Here is a 19,956-nt window from a genome sequence, read left to right on the forward strand (position 1 = left end):
CTGATGCGTGGTTGATTTATCCTGTGGAAGATTGCAGTAACTCCCTTGAAATTTCTATTGCTTTATTAATTCCGGAAGGATTGGTGCCACCGGCAGTGGCAAAAAATTTCTGGCCGCCGCCGCCGCCATCGATCTCCTTACTTACAGCCCTGATCATTTTGCCGGCATCAAGTGATTTGCCGGTTACAAGATTATCAGCAATAATAATAACCAGGTGCGCCTTGCCTCCTGTTTCAGCAGCCAGCACCGCTACAAGATTTTCTATTTCATTGCGCAGATCATAAGCCAGTTTTTTCAATGCGTCGGCAGTGTTCAAGGTGGTTACGGCACCAATGAATTGAATATCTCCGATGTTTTCGACCTTAGATTTTAAGAACTCCTTGGCTTCCTGTACCTGCAGGGCTGTAAAGGCCTCCACTTGTTTTTTCAACTGCGCCTGTTCATCCAGCAGTTGTTGTATACCTTTCTCCACATCCTTCGCATTCCCCAACATCGAACTTATTGTTTCCAGGCGGCTGAACGCATGACGAATCATTTCTTCAGCCACTGCTCCGGTTACTGCTTCAATACGCCTGACCCCGGCGGCAACAGCTCCTTCCGCCACAATCCTGAAGTAACCAAGCACACCGGTTGATGGAACATGCGTGCCGCCACATAACTCACGGGAAAAGTGACTGTCAAATGTTACAACGCGCACAAACTCTCCATACTTCTCGCCAAAAAGCGCCATGGCACCCGTCTTCATCGCCTCTTCCACAGGCATCACTTCCACCTCTCGCTGAATATTTTCCCTGATCTTTTCATTAACCAGTTTTTCTATGGCCTCCAGCTCTTCTTTCGACACCCTGGTAAAATGAGAAAAATCAAAACGCAGGTGGTCAGGCGCCACGAGTGATCCCTTTTGCTGAACATGACTGCCAAGTATTTTCCTCAGGGCGGCATGCAACAAGTGAGTTGCGGTATGATTATTCATTGTGTTGCCTCTTGCAACACGCTCCACTTTCGCCATTACAGGTCCTTCAAATGATGCAGGAAACCGGTTGACAAAATGAATGATCAATTCATTCTCCTTCCGGGTATCCAGCACTTCCAGCACTTCTTCGCCAAAGGTCAGTTGTCCTTTATCGCCAACCTGACCGCCACTCTCAGCATAGAAAGGTGTTCTGTCCAGCACCAGCTGAAAGACTTCTTTCTCTTTCACTTTTTGCTTCCTGTATTTGGTAACAGCAGCCGTTGCTTCCATTGTTTCATATCCAAGGAATTCAATCTTCTCCGACTTCTTTACCTCCACCCAATCGCCTGTTACCACTTCGGCCGCTTTACGTGACCGCTTTCGTTGTTCATCGAGACTTTTGTTGAAACCCATCAGATCAACACTGATACCTTTTTCGGCGGCCAATAACTGTGTGAGGTCAATAGGAAAACCAAATGTGTCGTATAACTCGAAAGCAAATTTACCTTCCACCGCAGCGGATTCCTTCGGCAAAGCGGCCGCATACTGATCAAACCGACGGATGCCGTCTGACAATGTTTTCAGAAAGGAGGTTTCTTCTTCTTCTATCACCCTTGCCACGAATGCCTGCTGACTGATGATCTCCGGGAAAACATCACCGAATTCCGAAGCGAGTATTTTCACCAATTCAAACAACACAGGTTCATGGATATGAAGAAAACTATAAGAATAGCGTACCGCCCTGCGTAAAATTCTGCGGATGACATAACCGGCACCAGTATTAGAAGGTAACTGTCCATCGGCAATAGCAAAACAGATGGCACGGACATGGTCACTCATCACGCGCATCGCTATATCCGTTTTTTCATCCGCGCCATATTTAACTGACGATTTTTGCTCGATGAAGCGGATAAGCGGCTGAAAGATATCCGTATCGTAGTTGGATTTTTTTTGTTGAATGACACGGGTTAATCTTTCAAAACCCATTCCGGTGTCGACATGCCTGGCAGGCAATGGTTGCAATGATCCGTTAGATAAACGGTTAAACTGAATGAATACAAGGTTCCATATTTCAATCACCTGCGGGTCGCCGGCATTAACGAGTTCCTTACCATCCTTTTTTTTCCGCTCTGCATCATCACGGTTATCGAAATGAATTTCCGAGCAAGGTCCGCACGGACCACTGTCACCCATCTCCCAAAAATTATCTTTCTTATTCCCCTGAATGATCCTGTCGGCGGCAATCCACTTTTTCCAGAACCCTGCAGCTTCCTCGTCTCTTGGCAGATTTTCTGTCGCATCACCTTCAAAGATGGTGACATACAATCTGTCTTCCGGAAGTTGATACTCCCTGGTCAGGAGTTCCCATGCCCACGCTATCGCTTCTTCCTTAAAATAGTTCCCGAAGGACCAGTTGCCCAGCATCTCGAACATGGTATGATGATAGGTATCGATACCTACTTCCTCGAGGTCATTGTGCTTACCCGAAACACGTAAACACTTCTGTGTATCTGCAACACGTTTGGCAACTGCCGCCTTATCACCTAAAAAAATATCCTTGAACTGATTCATCCCTGCATTGGTAAACATCAGGGTTGGATCATTCTTTATTACAATAGGCGCAGAGGGCACTATATCATGACCCCTCGCTGCAAAAAAATCAAGAAAAACGGAACGTATCTCTTTAGCGTTCATCATACGATTTGTACCGGCCATACGTTGTTTGCGGAAATTTTATTGGTTAATTTTGTTCAGCGCTTGGTCGCTGTGAGCGCGTAAAATTAGCTAATAATACCTCTTCCTGCATGGCACACAACTGTGCGCCTGCCAAATTCAAGGTAGTTCATTGCAGTAAAACGGAATGGCGTGAACACGATAAGTTAAGCGGGAAAAAAGGGCAGACAGATGAAAAAGGTAAAATACTATTATAATACCCAGGCACTGCGATACGAAAAGTTTGAAGAAGCTTTGCGTACAAGAATACTTCGTATTGCCGGGTTCATTTCCGCTGCGCTGGTTTTTGCCTTTATCATTGTTTACCTCGCCTATACTTACCTTGATTCTCCCAAAGAAAAGACCCTGCGCCGTGAGTTGAGCCAGATGCAGCTTGAATACGATGTGCTGAATAAAAAACTCGATCAGATGGCGGCGGTAGTCGCTGATCTCGAAGAACGTGATGATAATATATACCGTGTAATATTTGAAGCCGAACCGATTCCTTCAAGTGTACGCCAGGCCGGGTCCGGCGGAATAAACAAATACAGGGAACTGATGAATTATGATAATGGTCAGCTGATGGCTTCAGCAGCTGAGAAACTCGATCAGATACGGCGGCAACTTTACATTCAGTCGAAATCATATGATGAGATCTCGTTGCTGATTAAAAAGAAAGAAGAAGTACTGTCTTCCATACCTGCCATACAACCCATTTCCAACAAGGAGTTATCGCATATTGCATCGGGTTTTGGCATGCGTATAGATCCGATCTATAAAATTCCGAAGATGCATGAGGGGCTTGACTTCGCTGCACCAACCGGAACACCGATTCATGCAACCGGCAACGGCACCGTAAGTTCCGTGGAATATGGTGACCGCGGCTATGGCAATCATGTAACCATTAACCACATGGTTGGTTATCAAACGCACTTTGCCCATATGAGCCGTATTATTGTACGCGAAGGGCAAGCGGTGAAACGCGGCGATGTGATTGGATATGTGGGCAGCACCGGAAAGTCCACTGCTCCCCATTGCCATTATGAGGTAATCAAGAATGGCGTTCCTATTGATCCGGTGAATTTCTTCTTTAACGATCTTACGCCTGCCGAATATGAAGAGATGCTCAAGCAGGCAGATCTGTCGAACCAGTCCTTCGATTAGAAGCTAACCCTTAACAGGCAATCAATGCGGTCATGCCGAAATTATTCCGGCATATGCAAATGAATTGAAGATTTCCTGATCCCGATCAATCGGTACAGGATGACTCCGGATATTTTGAGAGAGTTCCTGAATATTCTTTTATTTAACCAGGAATGCCATACAGACTGCGCACGGATAGCTGAAATGTGCAGCCCTTCACTTTATTTATTGCGGTGAGTATTTTCTATGGCTGTTCCTTGCACAAGCCAACAGTGTATTTTCATACAGACAATACACGTAATCAAAGTCTGATTTACAGCAGTTAAATTGTTTGTGAGCCGAACAGCAACAGCATCCTTATTGTATTGTTCGCTGCAGATATTGCAGCTGACACCAGATATCTCGGATATATTTTTTGAGGTGACTGCAAAAATAAGGGGCACCGATTTTCGATGCCCCGTTATTCAAAAAAGCTTTGCTAAATTATTTTTTCTTAGCAGCTTTTTTAGCTCCTTTTTTCGGAGCTGCTTTCTTTGCAGCCTTTTTTGCTGCTTTCTTTTTTGTAGCCATAGTTTAAAATTTTCATCAAAATAAGAATGAATCGTTTCATAACAAAAATATTTTTGAACATTTTTATTCACACAACAATGTGAATAATGCAATCAGCATCTTCATTTGCGTAATACTGTTTCGCAGAAAAAAATTTACTGATCACAAGTTCACAAAAATTATTTTTCATTTTTTCATAAGCTTCATCAAGGCATGCAGCTGAAACATGCACAGTGTAAGGGTTTCAGCAAATCATAAAAAAAATATCATGCGCCTGATTTATTGTCCGATGAAAGTCAACAGAAAAATCTGCCGAACACAAATCGCAGAAATCAATCCTGCAATCATGCATCAGCGCATCAAAAAAAAATGAAAATATTTTTTTTCCGGAGAACACAATTATGGTCTTCAACCATCAATCAACGACCTGTATGCGCGATTCATACGATAAAATATTTTCGCCGCAAATTGATTTTGCAGAGAGAAATCCGGCGCACGCATAATAATCCCAGGATTGAATCAAGACCATGTTGTAACCGGCAATCATACAATCGATCATTCAATTCATGCAATACTGCATACTCATCCAATCATCTGCATGATTTGATTTTGCGGACATGCACTCTGTTCAACAGCCGCTTTGACACCATCCAGCTGAACAATCACACGCTTATTGTCAAAACAATTATGCATGGGTATCATACATCTGTCCGCAGCATTGACGCCGCACTTGATTCTCAAAATCATGCTGCAAAGCAATGACTGCACCGGCTGCTTCTTTCTTCAGATCACAATAAACACGGAACGCTTGTACTGCTGCGGCAGGAAACTATTTATGGGGAAATATTTTACCGGGAACCGGCGTCGGGCAGCAATGCATGCATTACTTCGTGCTATAATAAATCGTGAGCCCTGATGCAGCAGACTGATCCTGCAAAACCAGTTCGGCAGCGGTAAGCTTTATAATTTTCATTTGATAAACAAGGCCGGTCTGCTTGTCTTTGATTGACAGCATCCGCTGCTGTTCATCAATTTCCCAGGTGGAAGGAATGAGACCATCAGGATACATGCCCTGCACCATGGTATGATCCGGATGCAACACCATCACAAATTCTCCGGCAGCCTGATCCGTTGCGAGTGATTTTTTCACTTCTTCCAACCGGATCATTTTCCAGTTTTTGCAAATGCGATCAGACAAAACGGAGGCTGTTGATTGTGCGAAGTCAGTAGATGGTAACAGCAGAAAAAAACAAATAATCCAGTGAATCTGCCGCATCTTATTAACGGGGAAGAACAGCCATCCGGCATTCGGCAGATGGAGAGATGTAATTTTCACAGGTGAGTAACTGCTGCGCCGCCGGCTCATTATAATGTGCCCCGCAGTTCCTGTTCACGTTCAATGGCCTCAAACAAAGCTTTGAAATTTCCCTTGCCAAAAGAATGAGCTCCCTTGCGCTGAATGATTTCATAAAACAATGTCGGCCGGTCTTCTACCGGTTTTGAAAATATCTGCAGCAGGTATCCTTCATCATCACGATCTACGAGGATGCCCAATTCCCTTAACGGGGCGAGATCCTCATCAATATGACCAACGCGATCGAGCACAGAATCATAATAGGATGCCGGTACCTTCAGAAACTCAACACCTCGCAATTGCAGGTTGGTAACTGTTTCAATAATGTTATCGGTGGCAACGGCAATATGCTGAACACCCTGGCTGTGATAAAAGTCGAGGTACTCTTCCACCTGCGATTTCTTTTTGCCTTCTGCCGGCTCATTGATCGGAAATTTTATACGGCCATCACCACTGCTCATCACTTTACTCATCAGCGCCGAATATTCCGTGCTGATATCTTTATCGTCAAACGACAAAATGTTTTTGAATCCCATCACATCTTCATAAAACTTCACCCAGGTATTCATCTCATTCCATCCGACATTTCCAACCATATGATCCACATACTTCAGTCCCACCGGTTCCGTCTTTCGCAGGGATTTATAAGGCTTGTAACCCGGCAGAAAAATTCCATTGTAATCCTTCCGCTCCACAAAAATGTGAACGGTCTCTCCATACGTGTGGATGCCTGACCTGATCACCTTGCCATGTTCATCCTTCTCTTCCGCAGGTTGCATGTATGGTTTCGCACCGCGTTTCACCGTTTCTTCAAATGATTTTACGGCATCATCAACCCAAAGTGCAATAACCTTAACGCCATCCCCGTGTTTTTTCACATGTTCTGCAATGGGTGAATCCGGCATAAGCGAAGTGGTGAGAACGAGCCTGATTTTTCCCTGTTGCATGACATAGGATGCACTGTCCTTTATGCCTGTTTCCAGTCCGCAATACGCAACAGGTTCATACCCGAATGCACTTTGATAATAATGCGCGGACTGTTTTGCATTGCCTACATAAAATTCAACATAGTCGGTTCCTTTGATGGGCAGGAAATCAGCCGTTTTTTTGGCGGGAGCGTCTTTTGCAAGTGTTTCCATAGTCTAAGCGTCGTTTGGCAAGTTATGAAGTCAGTGCCACTTTTTTTGCGGCGTGCAGTTATTTAGCGGTGATGATCGGTGCATTGTAACAAGTCTGCCATCCGGGTGGATAACAGGCAACGAAAAATACAAAGAAGTTTATTTTCAAGCAATGACTTGACTACGCCGTTGCACTTTTTACGCGGGAAGCAGGCATATCCTTCAACCGGTACTGAATAGCTAATCGGAGAAAAGCAGCATTGTGCCGGTTGGAAAGTCAAGTATTTCATTGAAAGGCATTTGAAGAGAACACATCAATCTTCGCAAGCGCTGCACGGCATGCAAGCCACATTATGATGCTGATCATCAGAGTTTCATTTCAGGAATATCACCGTCTACAATCAGTTTGCCTGCTGTTTTTGCGACAATCTCCTCCACACTGACACCGGGCGCACGTTCAATCAACTTAAACCCAGCGGGAGTGATATCAAGCACAGCAAGGTCGCTGACGATTCGCTTGACACACTTCACACCGGTCAACGGAAGTGTGCATTGGGGAAGCAGTTTTGATTCTCCTTTAGGATTTGTATGCATCATGGCCACAATAATATTTTTAGCCGCTGCCACAAGATCCATCGCACCACCCATGCCTTTCACCATTTTACCCGGAATTTTCCAGTTGGCAATATCACCTTCTTCAGAAACTTCCATAGCGCCCAGAACAGTAAGATCCACTTTTCCGGCACGGATCATTCCAAAACTCTCGGCCGAATCAAAGAAGCTCGCGCCGGGAATAACCGTTACGGTTTCTTTGCCTGCATTAATGAGATCGGGATCAATCGCTTCTTCTGTCGGATAAGGACCCATACCAAGAATCCCGTTTTCCGATTGCAAGACGATGCTGATATCAGCGGGTACAAAGTTAGATACGAGTGTTGGAATGCCGATTCCGAGGTTCACGTAGTAGCCGTCTTTCAATTCACCTGCAATGCGTTTTGCAATTCCGTATTTATCTAAAGCCATGATCTGATTTTTAAAACCCGTAAGCTGTTGCTGTAATTTGCTCTTTATTCATGAACCACTTATTATTCTTGTTCAATGCAAGGTCGCTGATCAATATTTTTAACGCTGCTGCCCTATGAACCGTGCTGTATGGCCACCGTTCTCTTTTCTATTTTCCTCATATAATTTTTACCCTGAAAAATCCGGTGCACATAAATGCCCGGAACATGAACGTGATCCGGATCTATCGCTCCGGGTTCAACCAGTTGTTCCACTTCCACAATCGCAATATCACCTGCTTTCGCCATGGAGGTAGAAAAGTTACGGGTAGTTTTTCTGAACACGAGGTTACCCATGTAATCGCCTTTCCAGGCTTTTACGATTGCGAAGGAAGCGTGTAACGCATGTTCCATCAGGTACATCTTTCCATTGAATTCGCGCAATTCCTTTCCTTGCGCTATCTCAGTGCCAACGCCGGCAGCAGTGAAATAAGCTGGTATACCCATGCCTGCCATCTGTATGCTTGTTGCTAAAGTTCCCTGCGGCAGTAAGTCAACTTCCAGTTCACCTGCCAGCAATTGCCTTTCAAACTCAGCATTCTCTCCCACATACGAGGAAATCATTTTTTTTATCTGCCGTGTTTTCAGCAACATGCCCAGGCCAAACTGGTCGACGCCTGCATTATTTGAGATACAGGTGAGGTCTTTACACCCTTTCCGTGCCAATGCTTCGATACAGTTTTCAGGAATGCCACACAACCCGAATCCTCCTATCATTAATGTAGCACCATCCGGAATATCATGAATAGCTTCATCAGCGCCGGATACTCTTTTATCAATCATTTTTCCGTGAGTTTTGAGTGGACAAAAATAGGCATTAGGTGGTGATAAACGATGTGCAGCCGCTTATCGGCTGAATCAATGATCTGTTCATTACTGAATCAGTTTCCGTCAGTTCGATGAAGCGCTTCATCTTGCATGCGTACCAAGTGAATCTATACCCTCCTTTCTCATTGGCGCCTGCTTTGCCTTTGACTTTCCTTCCAGTGCAGTCAGCTGATTCACGATCTCCTGGTAAATCATTTCAAATTGTTCGGGGTGCCGGAGATAGTAATTAAAAGACTCCTCAAAGATCCTGAAGGTGGTTCCGTTTTTTTTCATCACTGTATCATACTTTGCCGCTACCAATTGATTAAGCTGCTGATTGGTCATGCCACGGCTGTTCACTGATGATTCCGCAATGTGCACATCCAACAATATGTGAATCATTTTATCTTCGGGCAAAATTCCGGAAGGAACTTTTTCAGGATGCGCAACACAGGCACTAAAGAAACATACGAGCAGTGCAGCAATAAACAGATGCCAGTTGGAATTACGCAATATGAATGTCCTGTTTTAAGTCACGCAAAAGTATTTCTTTTTGGATACAGAACAGTGCATCATGGCTGAAACCTTAGCATCCATCAGGAACTACCTCCAGGCACATGATGTCACATTAGTGGCCATCAGTAAAACAAAACCCTCCACGGAGATTCTCAAAATCTACGACGCAGGATTGCGGATTTTCGGAGAAAACAAAGTGCAGGAGTTAGTTGATAAATATGGTGCGCTGCCGAAAGATATTCAATGGCATCTGGTGGGCCATTTGCAAACCAACAAGGTTAAATACATAGCACCTTTTGTTTCACTCATCCATTCCATTGACAGCCTGAAACTGCTGGAAGAGGTTAACAGGCAGGCAGCGAAAAACAAACGGTTGATTCCGGTGTTGCTGCAGATTTATATTGCAAAGGAAGCAACCAAGTTTGGATTAAGCTTCGGAGAGGCAAGGGAATTGCTGGCAGATAAAAGACTTGCATCGCTGGAAAATATCCGTATCAGCGGTATGATGGGCATGGCAACATTTACGGATGATTTACAGCAGGTACGCGATGAATTCAGGTCGCTGAAAACATTCTTTGATGCGATGAAGCTGAATCGATCCGGCATTTTTCAGCCGGAAATTCTTTCTATGGGAATGAGTGGCGACTATAAGATTGCCGTTGAAGAAGGCTGTAACATGGTGAGGATAGGCAGCGCCATTTTTGGCGAACGGTAATTGATTTCATTGATTTACCAGTGCAAACTGCCGCTATTCTTTTACATGCACACTGATCCGTTTGAATGAATATGCATAAGCTGTTGAAGGCAGGTGCTTAATGTGCAGTGTCAAAAACCTGACCCGATGCAAGCATGGCTTTTTCAAATGCTGTTTTGTCAATACCCGTTTCCACATTCAATGCATCAAAATACTGCAGCAGCTTTTCTGTCGGCATGTTACCGGTTAATTCATCGGCAGCCATGGGGCAGCCGCCATATCCCCTGATCGCACCATCGAAACGGCGGCAGCCATTACTATAAGCGGCAGCCACCTTTTCCTGCCAGCTATCCGGCGTTGTATGAAAATGTGCTCCGAATTCTATACCCGGAAAAGCCGGTACCAGTTGTTGAAACAAATAGCTGATTGATTCCGCCTTTGCCACACCAATCGTATCGGCCAGCGAGATAATCCTGATGCCCATCGTCATCAATTTTTCTGACCATTGCATCACGATCTCGGGATGCCACTTATCGCCGTATGGATTTCCAAAACCCATGGAGATATAAATAACAAGCTGTTTGTTTTGCTTAATGCAGATATTCTGAATCTCATCTATACGTTTAAGCGCCTCGTCCATGGAGGCATTGGTATTTCGCTGCTGAAAGGTTTCTGAAACAGAGAAGGGAAATCCAAGCAAGCTGACCTGATCAAACATAGCCGCTTCGAGGGCGCCCCTGGTATTGGCAATGATAGCGAGCAGCTTTGACCGTTCCGGCGACCAGTTGAGTTGCGAAAGCACCAGCGCCGTATCTGCCAGTTGCGGGATGGCCCTGGCAGAAACAAAGCTGCCGAAATCAATCGTGTCGAAGCCGGCCTCCAGCAATGAATTGATGTACTGTATCTTTTTTTCAGTCGGGATGAATCCTTTGATGCCCTGCATCGCATCACGCGGACATTCAATTATCTTTACCTTCTCCATCCTGCTAACATCCTGTTGTACCTGCATGCTTATCACTTTACTATTTTTTTGCAACGACGGCAAATTTCAGCAATTTCATGATAGGAATTCCGTGTACCTGAATAAATCAGGCAGAGAACCTATCTTACGCATAACTGAAAATTCATTCCTCCCGGCTATAACAGGTTTATGCAAGTCACACTAAGGCAGGCAACAGTTGATGATACCGCTTTACTGACGGAACTCGGTATCACTACCTTCACTGAAAAATGGAAGGACAATTATGATGAGCAAACGCTGAAGGCTTATCTTTCCAAAGCATATGATATTGGCACGATCCGCCAGGAATTACAGGACAGCACCTTCACCTATCTCCTGGCTGCAATACCGGAACAGGTGATAGGCTTTACAAAACTCAGCAGGCAACAGCAGCTTGCTGACTGGATCCATGAACCGTGTCTTGAAGTTTGCCGTATCTACGTGCTGCAACAGTTCCAGGGATTTAAGGCTGGAGCCATCATGATGGATGCCGCTATTGCAATCGCCCGGCAGGAAAAAATGGAATCGGTGGTGCTCGGTGTCTGGGAGAATAATCACCGTGCTATTGCCTTCTACAAAAAACTGGGATTTGAAAAAATCGGCACACACCCTTTTTATACCGGTGACGTGGTAGAGACAGATTGGGTGATGCGGAAAGGGCTGACATGAACCTTTAACGTAAAGATCATTATTACGGTGAAGGTTTCGTGGAGATTAAAAACAATCAAACCACCACATTAATCATCCTGCCCTTTACTACAATTACTTTCTTCGGCGTTTTCCCTTCAAAATATTTTTGAATAGCCGGGTTCTTCCTCACTTCCTGCTCCATTTCTTCCGTTGAAACATCGAGTGAGAAGCTCATCTTTGCACGGGTTTTACCATTGATAGCCACAGGATATTCGAACGTGTTTTCTACCAGCAGTGATGCATCAAGAGCAGGGAAAGCTGCCTTTACAATACTTGCTTCATGTCCGAGTTTTTCCCACAGAAATTCAGTGACGAAGGGTGCATATGGACTGAGAATGATCAACAAGGGTTCCAGTATTTCCCTCTTATGACAATCGAGTTGTACGAATTCATTCACACAGATCATGTAAGCACTCACTGTCGTATTGAATGACAGGCGTTCCATATCATCAGCCACTTTTTTAATCGTACGGTGCAATACTTTTAATTCCGTTGTTACAGGTGCGTCTGCAGTAACCAGCCACCTTCCGTCCTCATCATAAAACAGCTTCCACATTTTTTTGAGGAAGCGGTATACGCCGTCAATGCCTTTTGTATCCCAGGGTTTGCTTTGTTCTATCGGGCCTAGAAACATTTCATATAAGCGAAAAGCATCGGCTCCGTATTCTGCTACTACATGATCAGGGTTGATGACATTATATTTGGACTTAGAGATTTTTTCAATTCCAATATATTTCGCCAAGAATGGCTTTTTGCCTTCATCGTTGAATGGATAATAATCCTTATTGTAATAAAAACCATATTGAGTAACGTAAACCGCATTTTCAAAACCAGCTATCTGCGATAAGCGCTCAAGATTTACTATGGAAATATTTTTCCCATCAACTTGTTGCACCTCAATTGCCTCTAGTGGAAGATAAGCGGTGTGCATTGGTTGTAATAAATTAATACCCAGACTACCAGGGTTAGCATCCTGACTAAAGAAAATATTTTTTACTGGTTGGAATAATTTCAACGATTTCCCGGTGCCATAGTGTATGATCGATACAGGATCTCTTTGCACTTCAGCAGCAACTAAGATCTCATGTGTAGCCGCCTGCAATTTCCCCTGATTCAACAGCTTCTTCGCCGGTTCATCGAATGGTATCCATCCGCGATCGAATAAAAACTTTGTCCAGAAACGGAAATAAAGCAAATGACCGGTGGCATGTTCATCACCGCCTAAATAGAAATCAATATTCTGCCAGTATTCAATGGCTTCTTTGGATGCAAAAGCATTTTCATTATGCGGATCTTGATAACGAAGATAGTACCAGCAGCTTCCCGCCCAGCCCGGCATGGTAGTAAGTTCATACTGGTATTTTCCTTTGTATTTCCAGTTGTCTGCCGCTCTTGCCAGCGGAGGTTCACCATCTTCGGTAGGCAGATACTTGTCAACTTCCGGTAAGATCAGCGGCAGGTCCTTTTCTTCGATGGTGGCCGGTATGCCCTGTTCATCATAATATACAGGAATGGGTTCGCCCCAATAGCGTTGCCGGCCAAAAATAGCATCACGCAAACGGAAATTAATTTTCCCTTTGCCTACTTTTTCAGCTTCGATTTGCCGGATGGCAAACGGTATGGCATCCTCCACCGGTAATCCGTTGAGGAAACCGGAATTCATACAGATGCCTTCTTTAGCCGTATACGCTTCTTTTGAAAGATCACCGCCGCTGATTACCTCCACCACCGGATGATGGCCAAGCTGCGCTGTCAATTCCGCTGCAAAGAAGTTTGCAAATGCAAAATCACGCGTATCATGGCCGGGAACTGCCATCACCGCGCCGGTACCATAGGTTGCCAGCACATAGTCTCCGATCCAAACGGGAATTTTCTTTTTACTGAACGGGTGAATCACATATGCGCCGGTAAATTGTCCGCTAATCCTTTTTACTTCCGACATACGGTCGCGCTCGCTTCTGTTGGTGGCAGCGGCGACATATGCGTTTACCACATCACGACAGGCATCAGTGGTTATCTGCTGCACCAACTCATGTTCGGGTGCCAGCGTAATAAAGGAAACGCCAAAAATGGTATCAGGACGCGTCGTAAAAACTTCGATGGACGCCGACATACCATCCAGCATAAACCGTACACTGGCTCCTTCACTTTTCCCAATCCAGTTGCGTTGCGCATCCTTAATCGAATCGCTCCAGTCAATATCATCAAGCCCTTTCAGTAAGCGATCTGCATAAGCCGTAATGCGCATACTCCACTGCTTCATCAGTTTTCTTTCTACCGGGTAACCGCCTCGTTCACTCACGCCATCCTTCACCTCATCATTGGCCAATACCGTTCCCAGCGCAGGACACCAGTTCACCCAGGCATCAGCGATGTAGGCAAGACGGTGTTGCAGCAGAATATCCGATTGCCGTTTCACGGAAAAAGTCTTCCACTCATCAGCCGTAAAAGATTCCTGTTCGCTGCCAAGCACTAAATGAGTGGTTCCATGCTTTTCAAATTCACCAACTAATCTGTCAATAGCTTCCGCCCGGCCGGCTTTTTCATTGTACCAGGAATGGAAAAGCTGAATAAATATCCATTGTGTCCATTTATAAAACTTCGGGTCGCTCGTACGCACCTCACGGCTCCAGTCAAATGAAAAGCCCAGCTTATCCATTTGTTCCCGGAAGGTTTTGATGTTTTGTTCAGTGGTAATGGCGGGATGCTGACCGGTTTGAATGGCATATTGCTCGGCAGGCAATCCGAAGGAATCATAACCCATCGGATGCAGTACATTGAATCCCTTCAGTCTTTTATAACGCGCGATGATATCGGAACCGATGTAACCCAAAGGATGACCCACATGTAAACCGGCGCCGGAAGGATACGGGAACATATCAAGCACATAATACTTTGGCCTGGCATGATCAGCTTCCGTCCTGAAAACCTGCCGGCTGCTCCAGATCTCTTTAGCCCTTTCTTCTATTTTGCTGAATTGATAATCCATTGCTGTTTGATAAATCAGGCGCAAAACTAATGAGTTTAACGTACTGTGAACCATGAAGAGATTCAAAGCACCGCACAAATTCCTGCGCGGCACCACAGCAAGCGTTCAGGCAGAGCAGTTAAGTGTCCGGCATTGTTGATAATACACCAGGAGGCAATGCCAGCGTCAATATTCCGTTCATTAATTTTGCGGCATAAATAACACCGATGTCAGAAAGCAGGAAGAAGATGGCAAGACGATTCAGACCTAACTATGTTTACAGCATTGTCAGCACTGCCCTCGTGCTGTTTATGATTGGATTACTTGCTTTGTTATTCATTCATGGTAACAAACTGGCCAACCAGTTTAAAGAGAATATTGAGTTTACGGTCATCATTAAAGATAACGTCTCCGAAAAATCCATCCTTGCACTTCAGCAGCAATTCACAACTGAGCCCTGGGTGAAAAGCGCGAAGTATGTTTCCAAGGAAGATGCCGCAAAAATTTTCACGCGTGAAAACCAGGAAGATTTCAAGGATCTGCTGGATTATAACCCGCTCTTTGCTTCCGTAAACCTGAAACTGAATGCCGGCTATACCAGCAAAGACAGTATTGACGCCATTGAAAAGCGTGTCATGAAGCATAATGAAGTGGGCGAATTTTACTATGAACGGCAATTGGTGGAGATGCTGAATGATAACCTCCGTAAAATCAGTTGGGTTATTATGGCCATCAGTGTGTTGTTGTTGTTACTGGCAATCGGTCTTATCGACAGCACCATAAGGCTTTCCATGTATTCGAGCCGCTTCCTTATCAGGAGCATGCAACTGGTAGGCGCAACACGTAACTTTGTGATCTGGCCGTTCACGAAACGAAGCCTGCAAAACGGCCTGATCGCCAGTATCATCGCCATCGTGGCATTGATGACACTGCTAAATTTCGCGATCAGCCAGGTACCAGAACTCCTGGCATTACAGGATGCCACCATGCTGTTGCTTGTGTTCTCCGGTATCCTTCTGCTGGGATTATTGTTTTCTTACCTGAGTACACACCTGGCCGTCAACAAATACTTAAGGATGAAGCTGGATGAATTGTATTGATCCCGGATAAAAAAAAGCTGTTAACTTCGCCGCAGGATGTAACGTTTTTATTTTTCAGGTTACATAAGCAACAGGAAGTACACGATTCATCTTAACAGCAAGTCAATTAATAACAGCAGTAAAACATGGCAAAGCAAAAATCAGGTATCACTGAAAAACAGGTTGCACAAAAACCGATGCCCGTCAGCCAGGCGGCTCCCTTTGTTTTTACCCGTCAGAATTTTATTGTTTTGTTTGCCGGTTTGATGTTGCTGGCTTTTGGCTTCATCCTGATGAGGGGAGGAAGTCAGCCTCCGACAGAATGGGACACGAATGTTGTTTATGGTTTTACCAGGATCACCCTGTCCACCACCTTCGTGCTGATCGGATTTGCAGTCATTACTGTTTCTATCTTCTGGAAATCAAAAAAAAGCTGATACTGACCTGAGGCTTTTACAAAACTGCAGCATTCGCCGCAGGCATTTCCAAACAATATATTATTGGATGATCACCTTTTCCATTTTCACAAATCCGTATTGTGAAAGTGTGCATTCAATAAAGTAAATGCCTTTATTCAATTCACTCAGGTCCAGGTCAACAGTATTGACTCCGCTTTTCAGCGGCTCATCTATACTATATACCAGTTTGCCAAAGAGGTCCATCACATGCAGCGCAGAGATGCCACCATCGAGCGTACTGATTTCGAAAGCAATTGTGCCGGTAGTCGGATTGGGATGCGCTGGCGACATTTCCGGCGAGGGGAAATTGTTTTCCAGCGATACGATTTTGGAGTAACTAAATGAGCCATCAAGGTTCACCTGCCGCAGCCGATAGTAATTAATGCCTGAAAAAGGACTCGCATCTGTATATTGATAATGATGCTCTTCCGATGAGTTGAGTGCGCCTTTCTGATTGCTAATTTCACCAAACTCTTTCGCATCTGCCGACTTTTCCAAGGAGAAATAGTCATTATTAAATTCCGCTGCCGTAATCCATTCAACCTGGTTACCGTGATCGGTTGCATGTGCCGTGAAGGAGATCAGCTCAACCGGCAGTATCTCCGTTGACTGGGCGGTTCCGAAATCTGAAAATCCACTCATGCCAACTCGGGAAACCTGGCTGAGGGTGGATGTGCTGCAGGTACCATCTAAGTACCAGGATCCGGAAGAAGGTTTTTTCATCACCGTCCAGCTCGATGCTCCGCCACTGTTGGTATATGTGCCGGCTGTATTGTATAAAGTTGCCGTGTAGGTTCCTGCGCTTGACGCTGGGGTTGATGAGATAGTCCAGTAACCGTTATCCAGAGCCTGCAGGTTATAGTTAATTCCGCAATCCAAGACGCCGAGTGCTGAAGGCACTGAACTATAGGTTGAAAAACGCGCGACTAAACTTGTAGCTGTATTGGCCGCCGTGAAATTAATATTCGCAAGCTGATACCCTTTTCCTGACAGGTAGTTACCTACCGGGAAATCGTAAGAGCCGGTAGTGGTTGTAGCCCGTCGCAGATCACCATCAACATAGCTGTCAATGTTACCTGCATTCACTGCCGCGGCAGAGGAATTGGTAACACTCACTTCATTCAGCAGTGTCTGAATACGGCCGCTGGTAAGAGTGAGTGTATTGGAGATGGTCATCGGATTTCCTGATAAGGTAACGGCGGCAGGCACGCCCTGGTTGACCACTACATTATACAACGTGAGTGAACTGCCGGGCGTATAAACCTGGTCTGCGATACCATTAAATTCCAGCGTGGACAGTGCTGTTCCGGTGAAGGTAGCTCCACCGCCTGCATTGGAAAAATTTCCTGCAAGCTTCATATACTGACCGTTCACATTAAAGATGCTGGTGCTGTTCTGCGTGGTAAAATTTCCTGCCAGTTCAATACCTGCATTCAGTATCACACTGCCTGATGTTTTATTAATCAACAGGTTGCCCAGCTTATCAACGCCTACAAGCGATCCGTAGATATTTTGTGTGCCTGTTCCCACGAATGCAATGGTTGAAGTCTTGTCTGCAACGATACTTCCATAATTGTAAAAGTTACCGCAAACATTCAGCGTGCATCCCGCATTTAGTGTGAGCGTTGCCCCCGGGTTAATCGTGATATCCCTTGTATTGTAGGTAATGCCTGATAACAATTGTGGTTGATTGCTGGCTGAGGGTGAAACAACTGCATCAATGGAACAGGTTGGTGAAACACAGCCACCCCAGTTTGCGGTAGTCGTCCAAACGGTATTTGTGCCGCCCGACCAGATAACTTGCGTGGGTGTTGTATAATTGACCGGTGAAGACCCATCAATAGTCAATGTAAACCCGGAAGTACTGTTGGAATAGTTACTCACTACCAGCTGGTATTTATCACCACTGGCTACGGTAATTTTCTTTTCATAGGCGCTGCCGAAACCAGGATATGAAGGAGGAGCCGTGCCACCGGTCGAGCCATAGCAGCCGGTTACGCCAAGACCGCTGTAGTTGCATCGCAGCGGATTAACGGAGCCGGCTGCAATCGCGGCACAGGTTGTTGAACCGGTGCCGGCAGTTTTCCAGATGGCAAAATCATAGTCTGTGCTGGAAGTGCCAGTCCCGGGCCAGTCATTCGGAACAATATCAAACTGTAATGAACCGGCGGCACTGATAATTATTTCATACCACGCCGAACCACGCTCTCCTGAAGCAAGACAGTTGCCTCCCGTAACATCAAAATCACAGGTGTTACCGTACGCTGCATAGCCAGGATTACCAACTGAGATGGATTGGTTACAAACCGGATTCACAGAACTGCATTCCTGACCGGCTGCCGGCACAACAGGAAGCGATCCATCGGTAACCTGTATATCAAATGAGCCTGTATTGCTGCCTGCTCCATCTACTACAATATAATAGGTGGTGCCAGGCACCAGGCCTGTCGTTACAATTAATTCAGAATTTGAATACGATGATGATCCGCACGCAGGCGCATTATCATTGCACCATGCGGCATCAGTAGACAATGAAGAACAGCTGCCGGAATACAAACCTATTTGCGTATCCGTTAAGGTGCCGGAAATCGTCCTTATTCTCAGCTGGCCTGAAGCAGGACAAACTACAGTATACCAGACGGTGTTTGATGTTGTGCCTGACCAGCATGTTGGCATTGTAGGCTCACCGGTTCCACTGGCGCAGGAATTGTCGCCGGCCAGGTTGACGCCTAATGTGAGTGATGTAGCATTGCAGGGCAGGTCATTGGAACTTCCGGTGGGAACGGGAGCACTGATAAATAAATTAGAATAGGCATTGTATGACGGAGAAGCATATGAATCGAGCAAAAGATAGTAGGTATCGCCGGCGGTTACTGAAACGCACATAGATTTATTGCCCGTTGAACTCTGTGAGTAGGCAACACAGGTGCCGGCCACACCACTGCAAATATTAGCAATCGGACATCCGTCATACAACATAAGCCCGGTATAAGAACCGGAACTTGTAAGGATAATGTTGATTTGTCCTGATGCAGTTGGGGTGAATGACCATACCTGGTCCTCGCCGGTCAGGTATAAGGTGCTGCCGCAGGTGATCGCATTTGCTGCTGTAATATCATTTACGGCTGACTGCGTGGTGCCGGCACCTGAATTATAAGGCAGTGAAGAAATGGCGGTAACACCTGTTCCAAGCACAGCGGCGCACGAAGCACCTACCACACTGCTTTTCAAAGAAATATTATCGATCTCTGCCGGCGGTTGCGTGCCGAGTGTTGCATCATTTGTCCACGAGAATACGAGTCTTTGTGTTGTACCGGCCACGCCACATACTGTAATAGTAGCAGTAGCCCAGGTGGAAGAAAGATTATAAGTACTGCCAATCTGCCCGGTTAACAGTTGTACACCGGCTGCAGGAGTGGTGGTTGTAGGCACGAGGTAAACCATCATATAATCGAGGTTTGATTCCCCGTAACATTTCCAGCTGAAAGTGAGTGTGGCTAAATCCTGTCCTGCAGGAAAAGTAACATCTCTGTAAAAATGAACCGTTGCAGCCTGGTTAAGACTGTAAGCAGTGCCTGCACCGCCGGATGCTTTGGTTACATAGGCGCACCTGGCACCGGAATATCCGGCAGGAGAATTTCCTACATACCATTTATTGAGTGGTGTGCCATTTACTTCCGTCCAGCCATTCGCGGCGAAGGTGGTTCCTGTCTCAAACCCTCCGTCACCCGTTGAACTGATCAGCGTGGTTGTTTGTGCATATAGCGAGCCGCTGCCAAACCAACAGAGTATAAAAACTGCAGCGGTGTAAAAAAATTTCATCTCAAAGTGTTTGAATCCCTTTTACTGAAAAT

At 45.4% G+C, this 19,956-nt stretch carries 14 protein-coding genes; 5 read left to right on the forward strand and 9 right to left on the reverse strand.

Annotation, left to right across the window (positions count from 1 at the left end):
- Positions 1-16: 16 nt before the first annotated feature.
- Complete coding sequence (gene alaS / locus K1X61_00860) at positions 17-2,647, reverse strand: alanine--tRNA ligase (protein ID MBX7107172.1); 2,631 nt, start codon at positions 2,645-2,647, stop codon at positions 17-19.
- Positions 2,648-2,857: 210 nt separating this feature from the next.
- Here alaS and K1X61_00865 point away from each other — a divergent pair, with 210 nt between their 5' ends.
- Positions 2,858-3,829, forward strand: coding sequence for a M23 family metallopeptidase (locus tag K1X61_00865; protein ID MBX7107173.1), 972 nt, complete (start codon positions 2,858-2,860; stop codon positions 3,827-3,829).
- A 1,411-nt stretch (positions 3,830-5,240) separates the two neighbouring features.
- On the opposite strand, the gene K1X61_00870 is transcribed toward K1X61_00865, so the two are convergent.
- From K1X61_00870 to K1X61_00890, 5 genes are all read right to left on the reverse strand, one after another.
- On the reverse strand, positions 5,241-5,693 hold the full coding sequence (locus K1X61_00870) for a hypothetical protein (GenBank protein MBX7107174.1): 453 nt from the start codon (positions 5,691-5,693) through the stop codon (positions 5,241-5,243).
- A 29-nt stretch (positions 5,694-5,722) separates the two neighbouring features.
- Complete coding sequence (hppD, locus tag K1X61_00875; GenBank protein MBX7107175.1) at positions 5,723-6,850, reverse strand: 4-hydroxyphenylpyruvate dioxygenase; 1,128 nt, start codon at positions 6,848-6,850, stop codon at positions 5,723-5,725.
- Positions 6,851-7,195: 345 nt separating this feature from the next.
- The gene (locus tag K1X61_00880; GenBank protein MBX7107176.1) at positions 7,196-7,852 is read right to left on the reverse strand and encodes a 3-oxoacid CoA-transferase subunit B; all 657 of its coding nucleotides are present in this window, start codon (positions 7,850-7,852) and stop codon (positions 7,196-7,198) included.
- A gap of 113 nt (positions 7,853-7,965) precedes the next feature.
- Positions 7,966-8,670, reverse strand: a complete 705-nt coding sequence (locus K1X61_00885; GenBank protein MBX7107177.1) for a CoA transferase subunit A — start codon at positions 8,668-8,670, stop codon at positions 7,966-7,968.
- 129 nt (positions 8,671-8,799) lie between these two features.
- Positions 8,800-9,210: a DUF4296 domain-containing protein gene (locus tag K1X61_00890; protein MBX7107178.1), complete on the reverse strand. Its 411-nt coding sequence runs from the start codon at positions 9,208-9,210 to the stop codon at positions 8,800-8,802.
- Positions 9,211-9,271: 61 nt separating this feature from the next.
- Between K1X61_00890 and K1X61_00895 the strand changes: the two genes are divergently transcribed.
- On the forward strand, positions 9,272-9,928 hold the full coding sequence (locus K1X61_00895) for a YggS family pyridoxal phosphate-dependent enzyme (protein MBX7107179.1): 657 nt from the start codon (positions 9,272-9,274) through the stop codon (positions 9,926-9,928).
- Positions 9,929-10,025: 97 nt separating this feature from the next.
- On the opposite strand, the gene K1X61_00900 is transcribed toward K1X61_00895, so the two are convergent.
- Complete coding sequence (locus K1X61_00900; GenBank protein MBX7107180.1) at positions 10,026-10,889, reverse strand: hydroxymethylglutaryl-CoA lyase; 864 nt, start codon at positions 10,887-10,889, stop codon at positions 10,026-10,028.
- Positions 10,890-11,057: 168 nt separating this feature from the next.
- Here K1X61_00900 and K1X61_00905 point away from each other — a divergent pair, with 168 nt between their 5' ends.
- Positions 11,058-11,576, forward strand: coding sequence for a GNAT family N-acetyltransferase (locus K1X61_00905; protein ID MBX7107181.1), 519 nt, complete (start codon positions 11,058-11,060; stop codon positions 11,574-11,576).
- 55 nt (positions 11,577-11,631) lie between these two features.
- Here the strand turns inward: K1X61_00905 and K1X61_00910 are convergent, their stop codons facing one another.
- A complete protein-coding gene (locus tag K1X61_00910) occupies positions 11,632-14,586 on the reverse strand; it encodes a leucine--tRNA ligase (protein ID MBX7107182.1) in 2,955 nt (984 codons plus the stop codon).
- A gap of 206 nt (positions 14,587-14,792) precedes the next feature.
- Here K1X61_00910 and K1X61_00915 point away from each other — a divergent pair, with 206 nt between their 5' ends.
- The gene (locus K1X61_00915; protein MBX7107183.1) at positions 14,793-15,665 is read left to right on the forward strand and encodes a permease-like cell division protein FtsX; all 873 of its coding nucleotides are present in this window, start codon (positions 14,793-14,795) and stop codon (positions 15,663-15,665) included.
- A gap of 125 nt (positions 15,666-15,790) precedes the next feature.
- Positions 15,791-16,081, forward strand: a complete 291-nt coding sequence (locus tag K1X61_00920; GenBank protein ID MBX7107184.1) for a DUF3098 domain-containing protein — start codon at positions 15,791-15,793, stop codon at positions 16,079-16,081.
- 60 nt (positions 16,082-16,141) lie between these two features.
- Here K1X61_00920 and K1X61_00925 read toward each other — a convergent pair whose 3' ends face one another.
- Positions 16,142-19,924: a T9SS type A sorting domain-containing protein gene (locus K1X61_00925; protein ID MBX7107185.1), complete on the reverse strand. Its 3,783-nt coding sequence runs from the start codon at positions 19,922-19,924 to the stop codon at positions 16,142-16,144.
- Positions 19,925-19,956: the final 32 nt, after the last annotated feature.

It is taken from the genome of Chitinophagales bacterium, from assembly GCA_019694975.1.
Lineage (GTDB): Bacteria > Bacteroidota > Bacteroidia > Chitinophagales > UBA10324 > JACCZZ01.